15 protein-coding genes are annotated in these 17,345 nt (G+C 55.1%); 10 read left to right on the top strand and 5 right to left on the bottom strand.

Annotated features, from left to right (window positions below):
* Nucleotides 1–388: 388 nt before the first annotated feature.
* From speB to DWV16_RS17435, 4 genes are all read right to left on the bottom strand, one after another.
* Nucleotides 389–1,354, bottom strand: a complete 966-nt coding sequence (gene speB, locus DWV16_RS17455) for an agmatinase (protein ID WP_118480672.1) — start codon at nucleotides 1,352–1,354, stop codon at nucleotides 389–391.
* A 28-nt stretch (nucleotides 1,355–1,382) separates the two neighbouring features.
* A complete protein-coding gene (locus DWV16_RS17450) occupies nucleotides 1,383–2,780 on the bottom strand; it encodes a YjiH family protein (protein ID WP_158572963.1) in 1,398 nt (465 codons plus the stop codon).
* 92 nt (nucleotides 2,781–2,872) lie between these two features.
* A complete protein-coding gene (locus DWV16_RS17445; protein ID WP_118480668.1) occupies nucleotides 2,873–4,549 on the bottom strand; it encodes a sigma 54-interacting transcriptional regulator in 1,677 nt (558 codons plus the stop codon).
* A 609-nt stretch (nucleotides 4,550–5,158) separates the two neighbouring features.
* Entirely contained in the window at nucleotides 5,159–5,854 is a 696-nt protein-coding gene (locus tag DWV16_RS17435; protein ID WP_118480664.1) for an ATP-binding protein, read from the bottom strand.
* A 100-nt stretch (nucleotides 5,855–5,954) separates the two neighbouring features.
* Here DWV16_RS17435 and DWV16_RS17430 point away from each other — a divergent pair, with 100 nt between their 5' ends.
* From DWV16_RS17430 to DWV16_RS17390, 9 genes are all read left to right on the top strand, one after another.
* Nucleotides 5,955–6,656 (top strand): Crp/Fnr family transcriptional regulator, encoded by a 702-nt coding sequence (locus DWV16_RS17430; protein ID WP_118480662.1) that lies wholly within the window; start codon nucleotides 5,955–5,957, stop codon nucleotides 6,654–6,656.
* Nucleotides 6,657–6,916: 260 nt separating this feature from the next.
* Entirely contained in the window at nucleotides 6,917–7,318 is a 402-nt protein-coding gene (locus DWV16_RS17425; protein WP_118480660.1) for a pyridoxamine 5'-phosphate oxidase family protein, read from the top strand.
* Nucleotides 7,319–7,404: 86 nt separating this feature from the next.
* Nucleotides 7,405–8,220 (top strand): protein-ADP-ribose hydrolase, encoded by an 816-nt coding sequence (locus DWV16_RS17420; protein WP_118480658.1) that lies wholly within the window; start codon nucleotides 7,405–7,407, stop codon nucleotides 8,218–8,220.
* Nucleotides 8,141–9,019: a Sir2 silent information regulator family NAD-dependent deacetylase gene (locus DWV16_RS17415; RefSeq protein WP_066454078.1), complete on the top strand. Its 879-nt coding sequence runs from the start codon at nucleotides 8,141–8,143 to the stop codon at nucleotides 9,017–9,019. Before DWV16_RS17420 ends, DWV16_RS17415 begins: the two co-directional genes overlap by 80 nt.
* A gap of 142 nt (nucleotides 9,020–9,161) precedes the next feature.
* Nucleotides 9,162–10,571, top strand: coding sequence for a glutamate synthase-related protein (locus tag DWV16_RS17410; RefSeq protein WP_118480656.1), 1,410 nt, complete (start codon nucleotides 9,162–9,164; stop codon nucleotides 10,569–10,571).
* 78 nt (nucleotides 10,572–10,649) lie between these two features.
* Nucleotides 10,650–11,156 carry a hypothetical protein gene (locus tag DWV16_RS17405; protein WP_118480654.1) on the top strand — a complete coding sequence of 169 codons (507 nt, stop codon included), beginning with the start codon at nucleotides 10,650–10,652 and terminating at the stop codon, nucleotides 11,154–11,156.
* Between the two features lie 132 nt (nucleotides 11,157–11,288).
* Nucleotides 11,289–12,239, top strand: coding sequence for a DMT family transporter (locus DWV16_RS17400; protein WP_243007362.1), 951 nt, complete (start codon nucleotides 11,289–11,291; stop codon nucleotides 12,237–12,239).
* A 195-nt stretch (nucleotides 12,240–12,434) separates the two neighbouring features.
* On the top strand, nucleotides 12,435–13,610 hold the full coding sequence (locus DWV16_RS17395) for a hypothetical protein (protein ID WP_118480652.1): 1,176 nt from the start codon (nucleotides 12,435–12,437) through the stop codon (nucleotides 13,608–13,610).
* A gap of 347 nt (nucleotides 13,611–13,957) precedes the next feature.
* The gene (locus DWV16_RS17390) at nucleotides 13,958–15,169 is read left to right on the top strand and encodes an LPXTG cell wall anchor domain-containing protein (RefSeq protein ID WP_066454090.1); all 1,212 of its coding nucleotides are present in this window, start codon (nucleotides 13,958–13,960) and stop codon (nucleotides 15,167–15,169) included.
* Between the two features lie 130 nt (nucleotides 15,170–15,299).
* Here the strand turns inward: DWV16_RS17390 and DWV16_RS17385 are convergent, their stop codons facing one another.
* Entirely contained in the window at nucleotides 15,300–15,863 is a 564-nt protein-coding gene (locus tag DWV16_RS17385) for a DUF3795 domain-containing protein (protein WP_118480650.1), read from the bottom strand.
* 180 nt (nucleotides 15,864–16,043) lie between these two features.
* Between DWV16_RS17385 and DWV16_RS17380 the strand changes: the two genes are divergently transcribed.
* The gene (locus tag DWV16_RS17380) at nucleotides 16,044–17,279 is read left to right on the top strand and encodes a hypothetical protein (RefSeq protein ID WP_118480648.1); all 1,236 of its coding nucleotides are present in this window, start codon (nucleotides 16,044–16,046) and stop codon (nucleotides 17,277–17,279) included.
* The last annotated feature ends 66 nt before the right edge of the window (nucleotides 17,280–17,345 follow it).

Below are 17,345 nucleotides of genomic sequence, written 5' to 3'. Positions count from 1 at the left end.
CATCATAGGGCTTTGCCCGCATATGAAATACCCCCGGCTATGCCGGGGGATTATTATTTGAAACGCAAAAATACCCGCACGCGGCGGGCATCTTTGCAGGGAAACAATATTATTACCCGGGGCATCGGGTGCTGCAAGCTTATCATACTTTAGCGTGCTAATACAATGGGATATATCGTGAATGCGTAATAGAACCAGAAAGATTGTGAGTTGTCCTAAATATTCGTGTGACCGCAAACGATATCATAAAGCGAAATTCATGGCTTGATGTGTGTCTGAGCAGAGAAAACAGCCAATTGCTTTAGCGGACGTATCACTGAAGCAGTGATACGTCCGCGGCCGATCAAATGGTTTTTTAACAGCGGGCAGCGAGTGATTAGAAACGCGCTTAAAGCGCGGAGGTCTGTTTGCGTTTCCAGGCGAGCATCGAAAGGAATTCGTGAACGCAGCAGCCGCCGAGATAAGCTGTGATCTGGGTGGGATCGAAGGCGGGAAGCACCTCGACCAGGTCGAAGCTCACGAAATCGAGGTCCCGGATGCTGCGGGCAAGCTTGAGCCCTTCGTAGCTTGTGAAACCGCCCACCTCGATCGTCCCGGTGCCGGGGGCATAGGCAGGATCAAAGAAATCGATGTCGAAAGTGAAATGGGTTTTCTTGTCCCCGACCGTTTCCAGGATTTTTGCGGCCGCCCAATCGATCCCGTTTTCATGCAGATCGTGGGCGGTGATGACTGTGAAGCCGAGATCCTCTGACTCACGGATAGTTTCGATCCCGTAGATTCCGCGGATGCCAACCTGGATCGAATGCCGTGTATCGATCAGGCCCTCTTCGGCCGCCCGCCGGAACATGGTCCCATGAGTCAGGCGGTTCCCGTTTTGGATATCGTTGGTGTCGAGGTGGGAGTCAAATTGGACGAGCGCGACCGGCCCGTATTTTTTTGCGATGGCCCGCAGCTGCGGCAGCGTGACAGAATGGTCTCCGCCAAGCCCGATCGGCATCACACCCTGGCCGACAATCTCGTCGTAGACTTTTTCAATCTCTGCGTGACAGGCAGGCAGAGAGCAGGGATCGGTGTTGACGTCCCCGTAATCCACGCCGGAAAGGTAGTCGAAGATATCCACTTCCAGATTGGGATTGCCGGAACGCAGCATGATCGACATTTCACGGATTGCGGCGGGCCCGAAGGCGGCGCCGGAACGGAAGGTCGCGCCGAGATCGCAGGGAATGCCCACGACCGCAAAATCAGCGCCGGAAAGATCGCCGTTCAGAAACGGCAGCTTCATAAAGGTGCGGATGCCGGTGAACCGTGTGTAGATTTTTGGGTCCAACGGGCAGTATTTTGGCTGTTGTGACATATGATTTCCTCCAAATGTATCAATTCGGTCAGACCAGTACTCCGGCCATGACAAGCAGATGCATCACGCCCGCGATCAGCGGGATCGCGATCAGGGTGCGTTCCAGGAAGATGACCACCATTTCCCAAACCTTTACTGGCAGGCCGGAAATGATCATCACGGCGCCGACCTCGGAGAAGTAGATGATTTGGACGAGCGAAAGCACATGGATAAAAAAACGGGCGGCAAGGCTGATTTCCATTTCAGCGATCAGCAGGTTTGGCAGGAACATCTCCGCCACGCCGATGAGAGTAGCGGGGGCGATGACCGACGCATCCGGTACGCCGAACAGGTTGAGGAGCGGAACCATCGGATAGCCCAGCCAGGTAAAGACCGGTGTATACTCCGCGAGGATCATTCCGATGGTGCCGACCGCAAAGACAATTCCAAGCGCTTTGACACAGAGGATCACGCCCTGGGAAAGGCTTTGGAACATCTCCTTCCAGAAGCTCGGCGTTTCGGAGGCCTTCGAGACCGCGCGGTTGAGCGCTTCCCGCCAGATCCCGTGTTCGTATACCATCTTTTCTTTGCGGGCCGACTCCGGCTGCTCAGTCCCGTCGATATAGATGTCCGGTTTGCGGGAGAGGGGCGGGATGCGCGGCATGATAAAAGCCATGACAAAGGTGATGACGAAAGTCACGGGATAGATGATGTAGAACAGGTTCATGATGCCGGCGGTCTGGGCGCAGACGGCGGCAAAACTGACGCTTACCACCGAAAAGGTGGTCGAAATGGTCGCGGCTTCCCGGACGGTATAGCCCTTGGCTTTATAGATGCGGCTGGTCAGGTAGCAGCCGACCGACGAAGTGCCGACAAAGGAGGCCATCGCGTCGAGCGCACTGCGCCCAGGCAGCTTATAAAGCGGGCGCATCAGCGGCTCAAAAAGCGTCCCGATGAATTCCATCGAGCCGAACGCGGTCAGCAGAGAGATGAGCGCCGCGCCAAGGGAAATGGTCCAGAGGATGGTTTTGAGAATCCCAACGATCGATCCGCCGGTATCCGGGCCGATGATCCATTCCGGACCGCAGTTGAAGATGTACATGATGGCGAAGACAGCGGCAAGGACGTAGCCGATCGCCTGATAGGGGGAAACATCGGAATAGAATTGATAAGCCTTTGAATCTTTTTTGGTGCAGAAACGGCTGATGAAATAGGCAATGGAGTTCCCGACGATAATGGCAATGATGAGATAGACCCCGAAATCCCCCAGCAGACCTTTGAGAAAATCGGTGATCACACCAAAGACGATGTTGGTGGAATCCCCCTGTTTGACCGGACAGAAAAAGACCAGACACCCAAGGAATGTGTAAAACAGAAACCGCAGCAGTTGTTTTTGATAGACAGCCGGGTCCATACCGGAAAGTTTTGTGTTGTTTTCTTTAGACATGCGTATCCTCCTCTCATAAATAAATGGGTCGCACACCCAAACTTTATGTCGGAAGGCCGTCCCATTCGCGCGCATGGTTGGCCGTCAACACCCTATTCGTCTTTGGTTTGGTCGCGGATTCCAAGCCGTTCGAGCTTGCGGTAGAAGGTTGCTTTGCTAATGCCCAACGCCTGGATCGCTTTCTGCTTTCCGCCCGGCAGCCCTTCGAAATCTCGGAGCGCCTTGCGTATGGTTTGTTTTTCAATTTCCTTCAGGTCATAAATCTGCGGCGGACGGCTGAGCTTCTGCCGGATTGGATGGGGCAGGCTGGACACAGATCCCCGCCGGTCAAAATCATGCTCGCAGACGATGGCGGAAATGGTATTTTCGAGTTCCCGCACGTTCCCTGGCCACGGATAGGCGATAAAAAGCTGGATGACATCCCGCTCAAAGGCCACCATCTTGCCGGAACGGCGGTTGGCGGCGGCAAGCAGCTGCCGCACCAGCAGGGGGATATCCTCCCGGCGGCTGCGCAGAGGCGGAACAAAGATAGTGAAGGACTCAAGTGCATAACACAGTTCTCCAAGAAACCCTCCGCTTTGGGCCAGCTGGTGCAGATCCTGGTTGGAGGAAGCGATCACTCGGACAGTCCGGTTGGGATCTTCGATCGTTGCAAGCAGCCGCTGTTGAAGATGCGGCGGCAGAAGGGTGATTTCATCGATGAAAAGCGTGCCGTTGGGGGCGGTTTCCAATGCGCTGAACAGTTCCCGTTCAAGCAGGCTGTCCGCGGTGATGTGGCAGGGAATTGTTTTAAAAGGTTCCTCCCGGCGCTTGCTTTTATAATGGATGAGCGACCCCAGTACTTTTTTTCCACTGCCGACCTCCCCAAGAATGAGCACGTCGGAATCGAGCGCGGCAAAGCGTTCACATTGCTCCCGCATGGCGATGGTGCGGGGGCTGCTCCCTTCGAGAAAGTGGACGTTGAAATCGTCCAGGAAGCTGAACTCATAAAAACCGTCCCGTTTCCGGTCAAGCCCCTGGAACAGGAAAACCTTGCAGAGTTCATTGCGCTCGTTTCGCAGGATGTGCACCTCCCCTGAAAGGGTGAACTGCTTTTCCCGAATCCGCACAAGATATTCCGCCGCGCTGGTGCCGAGGATACTGGTGCATTGGATAATCGAAAACTGTCGGATTTTTTCCAGGTATTGGATTTGCGAAAGGGAATTCGCAAGCAGCAGCTCTGCCTTGTGATTGAGATACTGCACATGGTTTTGTGAATCGAGCAGGATCACCCCGTCGCTGATCAGGTTGATCAATTTTTCCCGAAGGCTGGAAAGGAGCTCTTCCTGCCGGGAGATGTCATATTCCCGCGCCTTGCTGGCGATCAGGTCGGCGATATTTTCCAGGAAGGCGATGTAATTGTCGATGTTTTGGCAGAGCGCTTCCTTGCGCGCAAGATCGGTGGTGGTGATGGAGATCACACCGATCGCGGCCCCGTCCAACAGGATGGGACAGGTGATTTCCACCTTGTCGTCGCAGTGGTCAAGGTTGCTGCATCCAGCGCAGCGTTCATGTTCGCGGGGATGATCGATAAGGAGTGTCTGCCGGTGGGTAAGAACCCATTGGTAGGAATTTCCCTGCCGGTAGAAGTCATGGGCATACTTGCCGGTGCCGGAAACACGCAGCAGTTTATAATCAATAATGTCAACCTCCACATGCAGAAGGTCTGCGATGACTTTGACATATTGATCGACGCTGGGTTTAATTTTGGTCAGGCTGAACAGGTTCATATGGCCACCCCTTGATTTTTATTATAAAGATAACGATATTGCGCGCAACCGAAAATGCGCCCTTTTGGATTGATAGTTGTGCCCAGACAGAAAAAGGTCTCAAAACAAAACTTTCCCCCACAGCAATTCAAGGATAGAAGAATATAGTTTGTATGTAAAGTATGCACCAGGAGCCTGCTGTTCTTCATCAAAAAACGCCCGGGTTTTAGAACCCGGGCGAGGACGCATTTCAATTTAGATTTCCCCACCGCAATCTGGATGGGGACGAATGAATCCCGGAACTTGTAGGATTGCGCATCCATAAAACTGCGCACAGCTCCGAATCCTGCGGACGTCTCCCTGCAAAAACACCCGCTTTACGCGGGTGTTTTTGCAGGGAGACGATTATATTTCTAACATCGGTGCTACAAGTTTACCATATATTAGCATATCGCTGAATTGGATATATCGTAAATATGAATCCAAATTTAAAAGATTGTATGTTCGCCTAAATTTTCAAGTGGCCGAAAACGATTCCCTATGGCAAAATGAATGGGTGTGGGGATGAAACCATTTTGGCACTGTTCAGACGTTTTCCGTTCTGTGTCTGCGGCGGAATGATCCGGCTTTTTATTCCGAGAGGATCTGCCCATTGGTGGAGATGACCACCACGTGCCAGGGTAGGAATTTGCCGCTTGCCTGCAGTGCGCGCTTAACCGCGTTTTCAATTCCACCGCAGCAGGGGACCTCCATACGCACAACGGTGACGCTGTGGATGTCATTTTGCCGGATGATTTCGGTGAGCTTCTCGGCGTAATCGCCTTCATCCAGCTTGGGGCAGCCAATCAGTGCCACCCGGCCACGGATGAAGCGGCGGTGGAAGTCGCCGTAGGCAAAGGCGGTGCAGTCAGCGGCGATTAGCAGATCCGCGCCGGTGAAATAGGGCGCGTTGACTGGGGCAAGTTTGATTTGCACTGGCCACTGGGAAAGTTCGCTGCAGGCAGGCTCCGCGGCTAAAGCGGTCTGCTCGGGCGTGCGGCGGATGTGTTTGCTTTGACTGCCCGGACAGCCGCAGGGGAGCGGCGCGGCCGCTTGCTTGGCGGCCATCACTGCCGCGTGGTCGTAAGCGGGGGCCTCCCGTTCCTCAAAGGTGATCGCCCCGGTGGGGCAGGCCGGAAGGCAGTCGCCCAACCCATCGCAGTAGTCCTCGCGCAGCAGTTTGGCTTTGCCGTTTACCATCCCGATGGCGCCTTCATGGCAGGCCTCGGCGCACAGGCCGCAGCCGTTGCATTTGTTCTCATCAATTTTTATAATTTTGCGTTTCATCATGCAAACCTCTTTCTTTTCCAAAGCCTCTGGTTTTCCGGTTTCTCTGTGGAATATTGTCTTGCGGCAAAGATACTATAACATAAGGGGGGCCGTTTGTATGTTGCAGTTGCAACGTACAGCGTTTTTTGATATGCTGAAAAGAATGAACCGCAAAGGGGGCAGAAATTTGGAGCTGTTTGGGGAAATCGGGGAACAGGAACGGGATTCCATGCTGCGGTGTCTGGGCGCGGTCACCCAGAAATACCGGAAAAATGAATATATCTTCCTGGAAGGGGAACGGCTGCACCGGATCGGCGTGGTGATGTCCGGGATGGTGCAGATGGTCAAGGAGGACGTCTGGGGGCAAAAAAGCATCCTGCTTTCGATCGGACCGGGCGAGGTGTTCGGGGAGAGCTTTGTCTGTGGGGAACAGACCGGCAGTATTGTTTCCTTCCCGGCCGCGAGCGACTGCACGGTGCTGCTGCTGGATTTTTACCGGGTCCTGCACACCTGCGGCGCGTCCTGCGAGTTTCATCAGCGGCTGATCGAAAATATGGTGAAGCTCCTGGCACGCAAAAATGTCCTACTGATGGAAAAGATGGAGATCATCTCAAAAAAAACTCTGAGGGAGCGGATCCTTGTCTGGGCATCCCAACAGGCGCAGAGAAACGGCTCGCGGAGGTTCATAAGTCCGATGGGACGCACCGCGCTGGCTGATTATCTCTGCGCGGACCGCAGCGCGCTGAGCCGCGAGCTGGCCCGTATGCGCGCGGAAGGGATCATCGACTTTGACAAAATCAATTTTGAGTTGAAGGAATAAAGGGAATTCCCCGTTACACCGGGGGATTCCCTTTGCGGGATTTACGGCCTGGAATCAGGAAAAACGGCATATTTCCGGCGGGCGGCTTCTGCCGCGCCGCATCGAATGTGTCACAGAAAGCGCATGAATAGCCAATGGTATCAAATTGGAAACTATCGCACAATAAAGTGCTTACTTTACAGCGGGGATATTCGGGCTTATCATGAAAACAAAGGCGGTGAAAAGCCGCCGGAAACATCAGACGCAATGGAGGTCATATCATGAACGAAGTCGTAAAATTCCTGTCCGAAAACCCGGTGCAATATCTTGCCACGGTAGGCCGTGACGGCAAAGCAAAATGCCGCCCTTTCATGTTCTGTTTTGAGCGGGAAGGAAAGCTCTGGTTCTGTACCAACAATACCAAAGAAGTCTATCAGGACATCCAAAAAAATCCGTACATTGAAATTTCAGTTTCCAGCGCCGACTTTGCCTGGCTCCGCCTGAACGGCAGAGCGGTGTTTGAAAATAACCGGGCGGTCAAGGAGGGCTGTATGCATAATCCAATCGTCCAAGGCCAATATCAAACCGCTGACAACCCGGTTTTTGTGGTGTTTTATCTGGCGGATGCCCATGCGGTTATCGCTGACTTTTCCGGCGAGCCGCCCAGAGAGTTCAACCTTTGAGAAAATGCTGGAAGGCCCCGGCGCACAGCGGCAAATGCGCGCGGGCTGTCCGCGGCGTGAGATTCTAAAAAGACAGGGGTGAATGCATGGAACGTTTGGAACAGATCGAATATTGTATCCGGATGCTGCTCCGTGATCTGCCGCAGTATGCTGCGTGGGCGGAAAGCTTCCCGCCGGACGAACCTTCCCGGCGCCGGCTGCTGCGCAGTCTGATGAATCTGCGTCCCGCATGGCCCCTGCGGACGGATTTTCTCGCGGCGCAGGATGAAATCCTGCGCGCAGAACGGGAGGAGAAAGGTGTGGTGGATGCCGCGGGCCTGCCGGTGACCTGCGCAGACCCGCGGCTTGCCTTGTGGCGGGGCGATATCACCAGGCTTCGGGCCGATGCGATTGTGAACGCTGCGAACAGCGCCTTGCTGGGGTGTTTTTATCCCTGTCACGGCTGTATCGACAATGCCATCCATTCGGCCGCGGGATTGCAGCTGCGGGACGCATGCAGCCGGATAATGGCTGCGCAGGGACATGAGGAACCCACCGGTCAGGCAAAGCTGACCGAAGGCTACAACCTGCCGGCGAAATATGTCCTGCATACGGTGGGGCCGGTAGTTTGCGGGAAGCTTACGGCAAAGGACTGCCGGCTGCTTGCCGGATGTTACCGCTCCTGCCTGGAGCTGGCGAACGAAAACAGGCTTGCCAGTGTGGCGTTCTGCTGTATTTCAACGGGGGAATTCCATTTTCCAAACGAAAAAGCCGCGCAGATTGCGGTGGAAACGGTTCGGGCGTTTCTGGACCGCACCGGCAGCGGCATGAAGGTGATATTCAATGTTTTTAAAGAGGTTGACTACCGGATCTACCAGCAACTGCTCGGAACAGGCCGGCCGGCTGCGGGAACTCCTCGATAAAGCGGACGCGGTGGTGGTTGGCGCGGGCGCGGGACTTTCCGCTTCGGCGGGGCTTTCCTATTCCGGTCCGCGCTTCACAGAAAACTTTGCGGACTTCATTGAGAAATATGGGCTGCGCGATATGTATTCGGCGGGCTTTTACCCATACCGCACACTGGAGGAATATTGGGCTTACTGGAGCAGGCATATCTATCTGAACCGCTACGACCAGCCGGCGCGGGAACCATACCAGCGTCTGAGAAAGCTGCTGGAGGGCCGGGAATATTTTATCATCACCACCAACGTGGATCACAGTTTCCAGCTGGCCGGCTTTGACAAGCGGAGGCTGTTCTATACACAGGGGGATTACGGCCTGTGGCAGTGCGTGAAGCCCTGCCATCAGAAAACCTATGACAACGAGGATATGGTGCGCCGGATGGTCCGCGAACAAAAGGAGATGCGCATTCCCCAAGAACTTGTTCCGCACTGTCCGGCCTGCGGCAGGCCGATGGCAATGAACCTGCGTTGTGACGCAAGTTTCGTGCAGGATGAGGGATGGTACCATGCAAAACAGCGGTACGAGGCGTTTCTGGACCGTCACAGGGTCGGGCGCGTTCTGTACCTGGAACTGGGCGTGGGCGCGAACACCCCGGTGATCATCAAATATCCGTTCTGGCAGTTCGCCCGCAGAAATCCGGACGCGGTATATGTCTGTATCAACAATGGGGAGGCGGACGCGCCGCATGAAATCCGATTCAGGTCGCTTTGCATCAACCGGGACATCGGGGAAGTGCTGGCCAGTCTTGCGCAACCTGGATGAACCCGTGTGAAACGGTGGAGGAGGAACGGGGCCGGAAGCATGGGCCTGCGCCCAAGCCGGGATAAAACGCCGGAAATGATTGACATTCCCCAATTCTGCCCTTAAAATGAAAACAAGGAAAAAAGAGGAAGGGGTGGATCAGATGGCGAAATATCAGTGCGAAATCTGTGGATTTATCTATGACGAGGACGAGCAGGGCGTAAAATTTGACAACCTGCCGGAGGACTGGAGCTGTCCGGCCTGCGGGGTGCCGAAACGGATGTATAAAAAAATTCCGGAGGAACCGGTTGCCGCCGCACCCGCAGAGCCCGCGCGGCAGGACAATCCGCTCGCATACCCGAAGGAGTTTGCCCGCCTGAGCGACGAGCATGAGCCGCATATGGCCACCATCCATACGATGGCGCAGACCGGACAATCGGTTATCGAAGCGATGGGGACCCGTCTGCCGGTGATTGGCTGGGACCAGATCCTCCTGCTTGGCGCGCAGCTTGACCCGCCGCCGCTCGATGAGCACGCGCTGGTCAACACCCGCACCGTGATTGGAAAGCATGCCGAACAGCCGATGGTGCTGGAAACGCCGGTATACGTTTCCCACATGTCTTTCGGCGCGCTGTCCGAGGAGATGAAGGTCGCGCTCGCGAAGGGCTCGGCCATGGCAAAGACCGCGATGTGCAGCGGCGAGGGCGGCATCCTGCCGCCGGAGAGGGACGCGGCCTACAAATACATATTCGAATACGTGCCGAACCTCTACGGCGTGACCGATGAGAACCTGCGCCGTGCGGATGCGATCGAAATCAAGATCGGACAGGGCACCAAGCCCGGTATGGGCGGCCATCTGCCGGGGGAGAAGGTCACCGAACAGATCGCGGCTCTGCGCGGAAAGCCGATGGGGGAGGATATCGTGAGCCCGTCCCGGTTTGAGCGGCTGAAGAGCAAGGAGGATCTGCGTGAACTGGTTGCGGAACTGCGGGAACGTTCCGGGGGCAGGCCGATTGGCGTGAAGATCGCCGCGGGCAGGATTGAACGGGATATGGCGTTCATCGCGCATGCGAAGCCGGATTTTATGACGATCGACGGGCGCGGAGGCGCGACCGGCGCTTCCCCGAAGCTTTTAAAGGACGCGGCCAGTGTTCCGACGATCTTTGCTTTGCACCGCGCACGGAGGTATCTGGACGAGCACCACCTGGATATCGACCTTGTCATCACCGGCGGGCTGCGCGTCTCGACCGATTTTGCAAAGGCGCTGGCCATGGGCGCGGACGCGGTGGCAATCGCGACCGCGTCGCTGATGGCCGCGGCCTGCCAGCAATACCGCATCTGCAACACCGGAGCCTGTCCGATGGGAGCGGCCACCCAGGACCCGGAACTCAGAAAACGCCTGCGTGTCGATATCGGTGCACAGCGGCTGGCGAACTTCCTTACCGCGTCGACCGAGGAGCTTAAAACGCTGGCGCGCTGTCTGGGACATGACGATGTGCACAGCCTGTCGCTGGAGGATCTGGTGACGGTCAACCGCGAGATTGCGGAATATACGTTTGTCCCGCATGTATGACAGATCCGGGGCCTGCCGCGTGCTGGCGGGCCCCGTTTCTGGCCGCGTGCGGAAAATCATTTTGGGGAGGGGTGCGGGATGATGGAAACCATTCTGGAGAAAACCGGTTCGGATGAGCAGACCGTACAGCCCGGGCAGGATGCGTTCATCCCGCTTTTGCGGCAGATGCAGGAAGAAAGCGCACGGCAGACCGCCTGCCTGAAAAAACAGCTTTTTATGGCGCGGCTCTGCGCGGTGTTTACCGGGGCGGCACTGCTTGTGGTGATCGTGCTGTTTTCACTGCTGGTTCCGCGGTTGACCGGGCTGGTGGGCGCGGCCAACGACGTTGTGGGACAGGCGGGCGTTGTGCTTGCCGACCTGCAAAATGTGAGCGCTGAGCTTTCTGAAGCGGATATCGGCGGTGTGCTGAAAAATGTGGACGGACTGGTGCTGCAGAGCAGGGATGGGATCGTCAAGGCGCTTGACGACGTGGAAAAGGCGCTTTCGGTGATCGAGGGGGTGGATATCGCCACGCTCAATAAGGCGATCAAAGACCTGCATGACGTGGTGAGCCCGCTCTCCCGGATGTTCGGCGGCGGACAGTGAAAAGGACCGACGGTAAATCACGGCCGGGGCGAATTCGCTCCGGCCGTGATTTTTCCTGTAGGGAAGATGGACAAACCCCGCGGATTGTGATAAATTGGATGGGTTGGAAATGGACGGGAAAGAGGGAACTTTATGTCGACAATGTCTAATCGCAGCATTTTTACCAAAGAGCCGGTCATCATCCTGGTTGCGGTGATCTGCACCCTGCTGTGGGGGAGTGCGTTTCCATGCCTGAAAATCGGATATGAGCTGTTTGCGCTTGCAACCAACGATATTCCGGGAAAACTGGTCTTTGCGGGCGTGCGGTTCACGTTCGCCGGGCTGGTCACAATCGCGGCGGGCAGCTTGGTGAGCCGCCGCCTGCTGCTGCCCGATCGAAAAAACATTCGGGGGATTATTTTGTTGGGGTTTGTACAGACCTTTCTGGAATATTTATTCTTTTATATCGGCGTGGCCAACACCACTGGGGTGAAATCTTCGATCCTCAATTCAGTTTCCTCCTTTTTCGCGGTGATCCTTGCGCATTTTTGTTATAAGAACGACCGCATCACGCCCAAAAAGGTAGCTGGCTGCATACTTGGCTTCATCGGCGTGGTTCTGATCACGCTGAGCGGCGGCAGCTTTGGGGCGGGATTCAATTTTACAGGGGATGGATTTGTCATCATCGCGGCAATTTCCTTTTCGGTCGGATTCGTGATCAGCAAGAATGTCTCGGCCAATGGGGATTCGGTCATGATCAGCGGATGGCAGCTCATGATCGGCGGCGTCGGGCTGCTGGCGGTGGGGCTCGCGTTCGGTGGGAGCTTAAACGTGGTCACGGCGGAGGGGATTGGCCTGCTTGTCTATCTGGTGATCCTTTCAGCCCTTGCCTTTGGCGGCTGGACCATCCTGCTCAAATATAACCCGGTGGCGAAGATCAGTATTTATAACTTCCTCACGCCAGTATTCGGCGCGTTGCTTTCGGCGGTATTCCTGCATGAGATTTTCTTTACGTTTCAGAATCTCGCGGCGTTGTTTTGCGTCTGTGCCGGAATCTATGTCGTCAACCATCAAAAAGCTGTTCCATTCACGGACCGTTCATAAGATGCGTTCTTTTTGCCCAGTGGATGATGCAAAAGTGACAATTTGGTAACAAAAGGATTGAAATAGTTACAAAAGGGTTACAAAATCCGTTGACTTTTCCACTTCATTCGGGATATAATAAAAGCAAGAAACAACGTGCGGAAGGCAAAATGGAGAGTTGCTTTCCGCCGATTCCGAACCAGAAGGGGAATTCCTATGAAAAAGCTAACAGCGGCGGCGCTTGCCGTCCTGCTGGTCTGCAGCCTCGGCGCGGTCGGCGTATCCGCGCAGGGAAGCGGCGGGGTTGTCCCGGCAGCATCGGCGGACCTGATAAATGAAGACGGAGCGGTAAAGGCTTCCACGGGCGACGCGCCCTCCGGAGGCAGCCTGTCCTTTGATGTCGCGCCCAATCAGACGCTCTATCTGCGGCTGGGGCCGGCGGATTCGGGTGCCGGCCGGTCGGTGGCGCTCATTGAGGACGAGAGCGGAGAAAGCTATGTTGAAAACAACGTCACGCCGAAAGAACTGGCCAATTTAGATCTGTTCCGTTTGAAAAGCGACAAGGACGGCGCTGGAAAAGGCCTTGTCAAGGTCAGTCAGTACAATGAAAAATCCATCGGTGGCAGTGGGCGCAGTGCATGGCTGAAGATCGATATCGGGGAATCTCAGACGGATGAGGAGCTCAAAGCACGTCTTGATCTCACCTTTACGGCGCGCAGGGACCAAGAAACCGACGACGGGGATTTTTTATGGAAAAAGGGCGATTATGCGCTGCTGCGGCTGACCTTCTATATCAATAACGACTTACAGAAAGGCGACGATGTGGACGCCGACCCGGGTGATGAATTTGTCTATGATCCGGTGTCTAATGAGAAGAACATGGTGACCTGGGATCGTGTCGCAACGCTGGCTTTCACCGCGGACGATGATGCGTCGAAGTTCTATGCGAAGCTTTCGACCAAGGCGAACCCGGTCATCTACGAAACTTATGGCGATCCGGCCGGCGCAGAGTTGTTTTTCCGTGATTTTACCGGTTCGCCGGCAATTTCCGCGACTTCGCGCGCTGTGCTTACGCTGCTCTATCCGTGGCCGGAGGAGGATGACGGCGCGCCTGTCCCGGAAAAGTGCAGGATCTATTCTAAGAATGTGGATGGGGAATTGACGGATGTCAGCAGTCTGTTCTCTTATGTGGAAGAGGATGAGGACGGAAATGAGGTAAACGGCTGGCGCACCAAAATCCGGACTTTGGGATGCTATATCATCTCGGACAAGGAGCTGGACACGTCACGCAGGCCTCAAACAGAGCCCGAAACGCCGGCGCAGACCTGGCAGGCTCCGCCGGCTGTCGATGTGAATAAAAATACCAAGGTGAACCCGCCCACAGGAAAGTAATGGGAACAAAAACGCAAAATGCCGCAGACGCCCAGTCTGCGGCATTTTTTGCGTTTTCATTCGGAAAAGAAGGGATTTATTACTATTTGTATATTCTATTAAATGGAAGAAAAATTGGAATTGGACAAAAAATATTCATAATAAATTCATGTTTATGGCCGTAAATTGTCGATTTTGGTTCCATATATTACAAATTGGTTACAATATTGCCTGTAAAGATTACAAAACGGTAACAAAAACGCTTGACATTTCCAAAAGGCAAGGATATACTTGGGGTACACAAAGGGCAATGTTGGAGGACGTGCCCAAGTGTATCAAACTGTTTTTTCTTAAGGAGGAACAAACCCATGAAAAAGATTCTTTCGGGAATCCTGGCCGCGGCGATGGCGATGAGCGTCATGTCCGTGGCAGCTTTCGCGGCGGATGCCGCGGACGGCACCGTAAACTTTGCGGGCGCCTGGGACGGCAACGATGAGGCCGTCGGCCAGGTTGAAGTGACCGCCAACACCATCGAGGCGGACACCATCACGCCGAACAAGAAATTTTATGTCCCGCTCGTAAATTCCAAAGCGGCTGACGGCGATGTCGAAGCGGTCGTAAACCCGGTCTGGGACACCGACACCGACGCCACCACCAGCGACCTCAAGGATAAGGACCTCTTCAAATTTGATTACGACAAGGATACCAACAGCAAGATGATCAAAAAAATCGAGCTGCTGACCGACAAGCGCGTCAATGGCGTTCGTTACGATGCAGTCCTGTATTTCGAGCTGGCCGATTCGATGACCACTTCTGAAATCCACACCGACGGCGAAATCACCTTCACTGCGAAGCGTGATTCCAAAACGGGTGAAAACACCTTTAAAAAGGGTGATAAGGTCACCATTGATTATTCCTTCTGGATCAACAACGAGGAAAAGACCAACGACGACAATCCGGAAGCGGGCGACCGCATCTACTATAACCCCGAAGAAAACGAAACCAACACCCTGATCTGGGGCGACGACCTGGCCGCGCTGGAGTTCGAAGCGGACGATGACGCCGGCAAGTTCTATGCGCGCCTGTCCACCAGCGCCGACCGAACCATCTACTCCGAGTATGCGGATCCGGTTGACGCGGACCTGTGGTTCTATGATTTCGTCGGCAATCCGAGCATTCCGGCAACTTCCCGTGCCACCCTGGTCCTCGGCATCCCGTGGGATGAGGATGCGGACTATGTTCCGAATCCGTCCGATGCGTACATCTATGAGAAAAATTCCGACGGCACCCTGACCGATGTCACTGAGAAGTTCACCTATTCCGAGGACGAATATGAGATTCCTGGCTGGGGTATCAAGACCCGCACCCTGGGTTCCTACATCGTTTCCGACACCGAGCTTGACATCGAAGTGGATGAGGAAGAGGAATCCTCCTCCAGCGCATCCAGCTCCACTTCTTCCAACAGCGGCAAGGACATCCCGCAGACCGGTTCCAGCGACATGGTAAATGTTGCGGTTGTCGCGGCTGTCCTGTCCCTGGCTGCGGCTGGTGCGGTTGCCTTCAAAAAAGTGTCCAAATAATTGGGCCTGATCAACCTGGTTAATTTGACAAAATGAATGCCCGGCGGCTGCCTCCACAGCCGCCGGGCATTTTTCTCATGCAGTGCATAAAACAAGGCAGCCAGCTCTGGTAAAGGCTGACCGCCTATTTTTATGGATTGGTTTTCTTTTTTGAGGGTTTCTTATGGAGCTTGAGCACGATGTTTTGCTCTTCTGCCAGCGCCCGCAGGAGATCCGCAGCGCGTATGGCCTTTTCTTGCTGCGGCAGGCCGGCGGTTTCCGCGTCCAGTTGACGCAGGACCGCAGCAAGGCTCTGCGGTTCCAAAAGCTGCGCCGCAAGGCAGAAGAGGCTCTTACGCCGCCCGTCGTTATAGTTTTCCAGCAGACGGTTTAAAACGGCGATTCGATCCGCTTGTTCGGCGTGATAGACGTCCTGCCCAATCCGCCTGAATCGCTCGATGTCCCGCATTCTATTGCATTTCGAAAGGAAGGTATCATACGTGTCCGTTTGTGTGTAGCGTGCGCAGGGAAATTCTTCACACTGGAAGCAGTATGCGAAACCGCCGCGCTCCAGGCTGCATCTTGCAATGGGGCAGGACTGGTTGCCGGCTCCGCCGCCGCAGCCGGGGCAGTAGCGGTCAAGTTTCATCGGACAGAGCCCGCAGTTGAGGCCGCAGAGGGAGAACGAGAGGTCGCTGCGATCAAAATTTTTCATATGGAGCTCCTTCCCTTAAAATGATACTGTTACTGTACCATATTCCACAATACGTGGCAAGGCGGGGAGCGCGCGTATCGGTTGACTTCGCAGGTTTTTCCATGATATAATGCAGATGTGGAAGTATCTGAAATTTGGTTTTTGCATCATATTACAGGAAATCGAAAGGTCGGGTGCGCAATGAAACGGTTTGCGGCGTTTATACTGGCGGCTGTCCTGGTGATGACGCTGGGTGCGGTCGGGGTGTTCGCATTTACCTCCGATGGGACGGTCGGGCTTGGTCCCGATATCCTCGACGAGGACGGCGACACGCTCGATTACGCGGAATTTGACATCACGGACAGCTATGTCTATGGCGAGGCGGTCCCGCCCGGCAAACGGTTTTATGTCGAGCTGGTCGGTCCGGCCACGCTTGAGGGTGGGACCGAGATCGATCTGGAGGACCTCACGGACAAGGATTATTTCAATTTCCGGCTCGACAAGGACAAGAACGGCAGCCTGCTCAGTTCGGTCAAGCTGGTCACCAAACGGCTTGGCGGCGGCAGCCGCAACCATTATATCGAAGTGAAGCTCAAAGATTCGCGCATCACTGAGGAAAAACAGCTCAGCTTTGACGCCTACTTCAAGGCCCGCGGCAGCAAGGATGATCCGGACAACAACCGTGTCTGGAATTCCGGGGATATCATCAGCGTGCGGTTCGAGCTCTGGATTGAGAACCCGGAAGAGGAGACCGACGCTTCGATTGAGACGGGGGAGGGGGTTGTCTTTAACCCGACCTCCAATGAGGACAATCTGATCGCGTGGGGCTATGACGAAGACATCGCCTGCCTGGAGTTTGAAGCGGACAGCGACGCGGACAAGTTCTATGCGAAGCTCTCCACAAAGAACATCCGCAGCATCTATGAGGATTACGGCGATCCGGCCGACGCGGATCTTTACTTCCGGGATTTTGTCGGCAATCCGGCGATTGACAGCACCTCCCGCGCGAAACTGACCCTTTATAATCCCTACAGCGACTATTACGATTATGACTACCGCTACGATGTGAATCCGCGCGACTGCTTCATCTATCTGGTGGACAAGGACGGCTATCTTGAGGATGTGACCGATCGGTTCACCTATGTGCACGAGGATGAAACCGACGCGGGTATCGACGGCTGGCAGACGCGCACCCGCACGCTCGGAACCTATGTTATTTCGGACGTTGAACTCGATTTGTGGGAAGATTATGAAGGCGAGCCGCAGGACCCGGAAAATCTGCCGCCAGAGCAACAGACACCGTCCGATATGGCTCCGCCGCCGCCGAAACCGCAGAATCCGCCGCCGTCGACCGGCGCAAGCGACTTTGTCGGCGCTGCGCTTGCCGCTTTGGCGCTTTCGATGGGCGTGTATGCTTTCACGCGCACGCGCAAATAAAGAAGATTCATGCAAGTCCGCCCGCCGCGTTTTACGCGGCGGGCGTTTCCTTTTTCTGGAGGAGAG

This window comes from Anaerotruncus sp. AF02-27 (assembly GCF_003465835.1).
GTDB lineage: Bacteria > Bacillota > Clostridia > Oscillospirales > Ruminococcaceae > Anaerotruncus > Anaerotruncus rubiinfantis.
The sequence above is the reverse complement of the archived record's forward strand: the minus strand, read 5'-3'. Positions and strand labels throughout refer to the sequence as shown.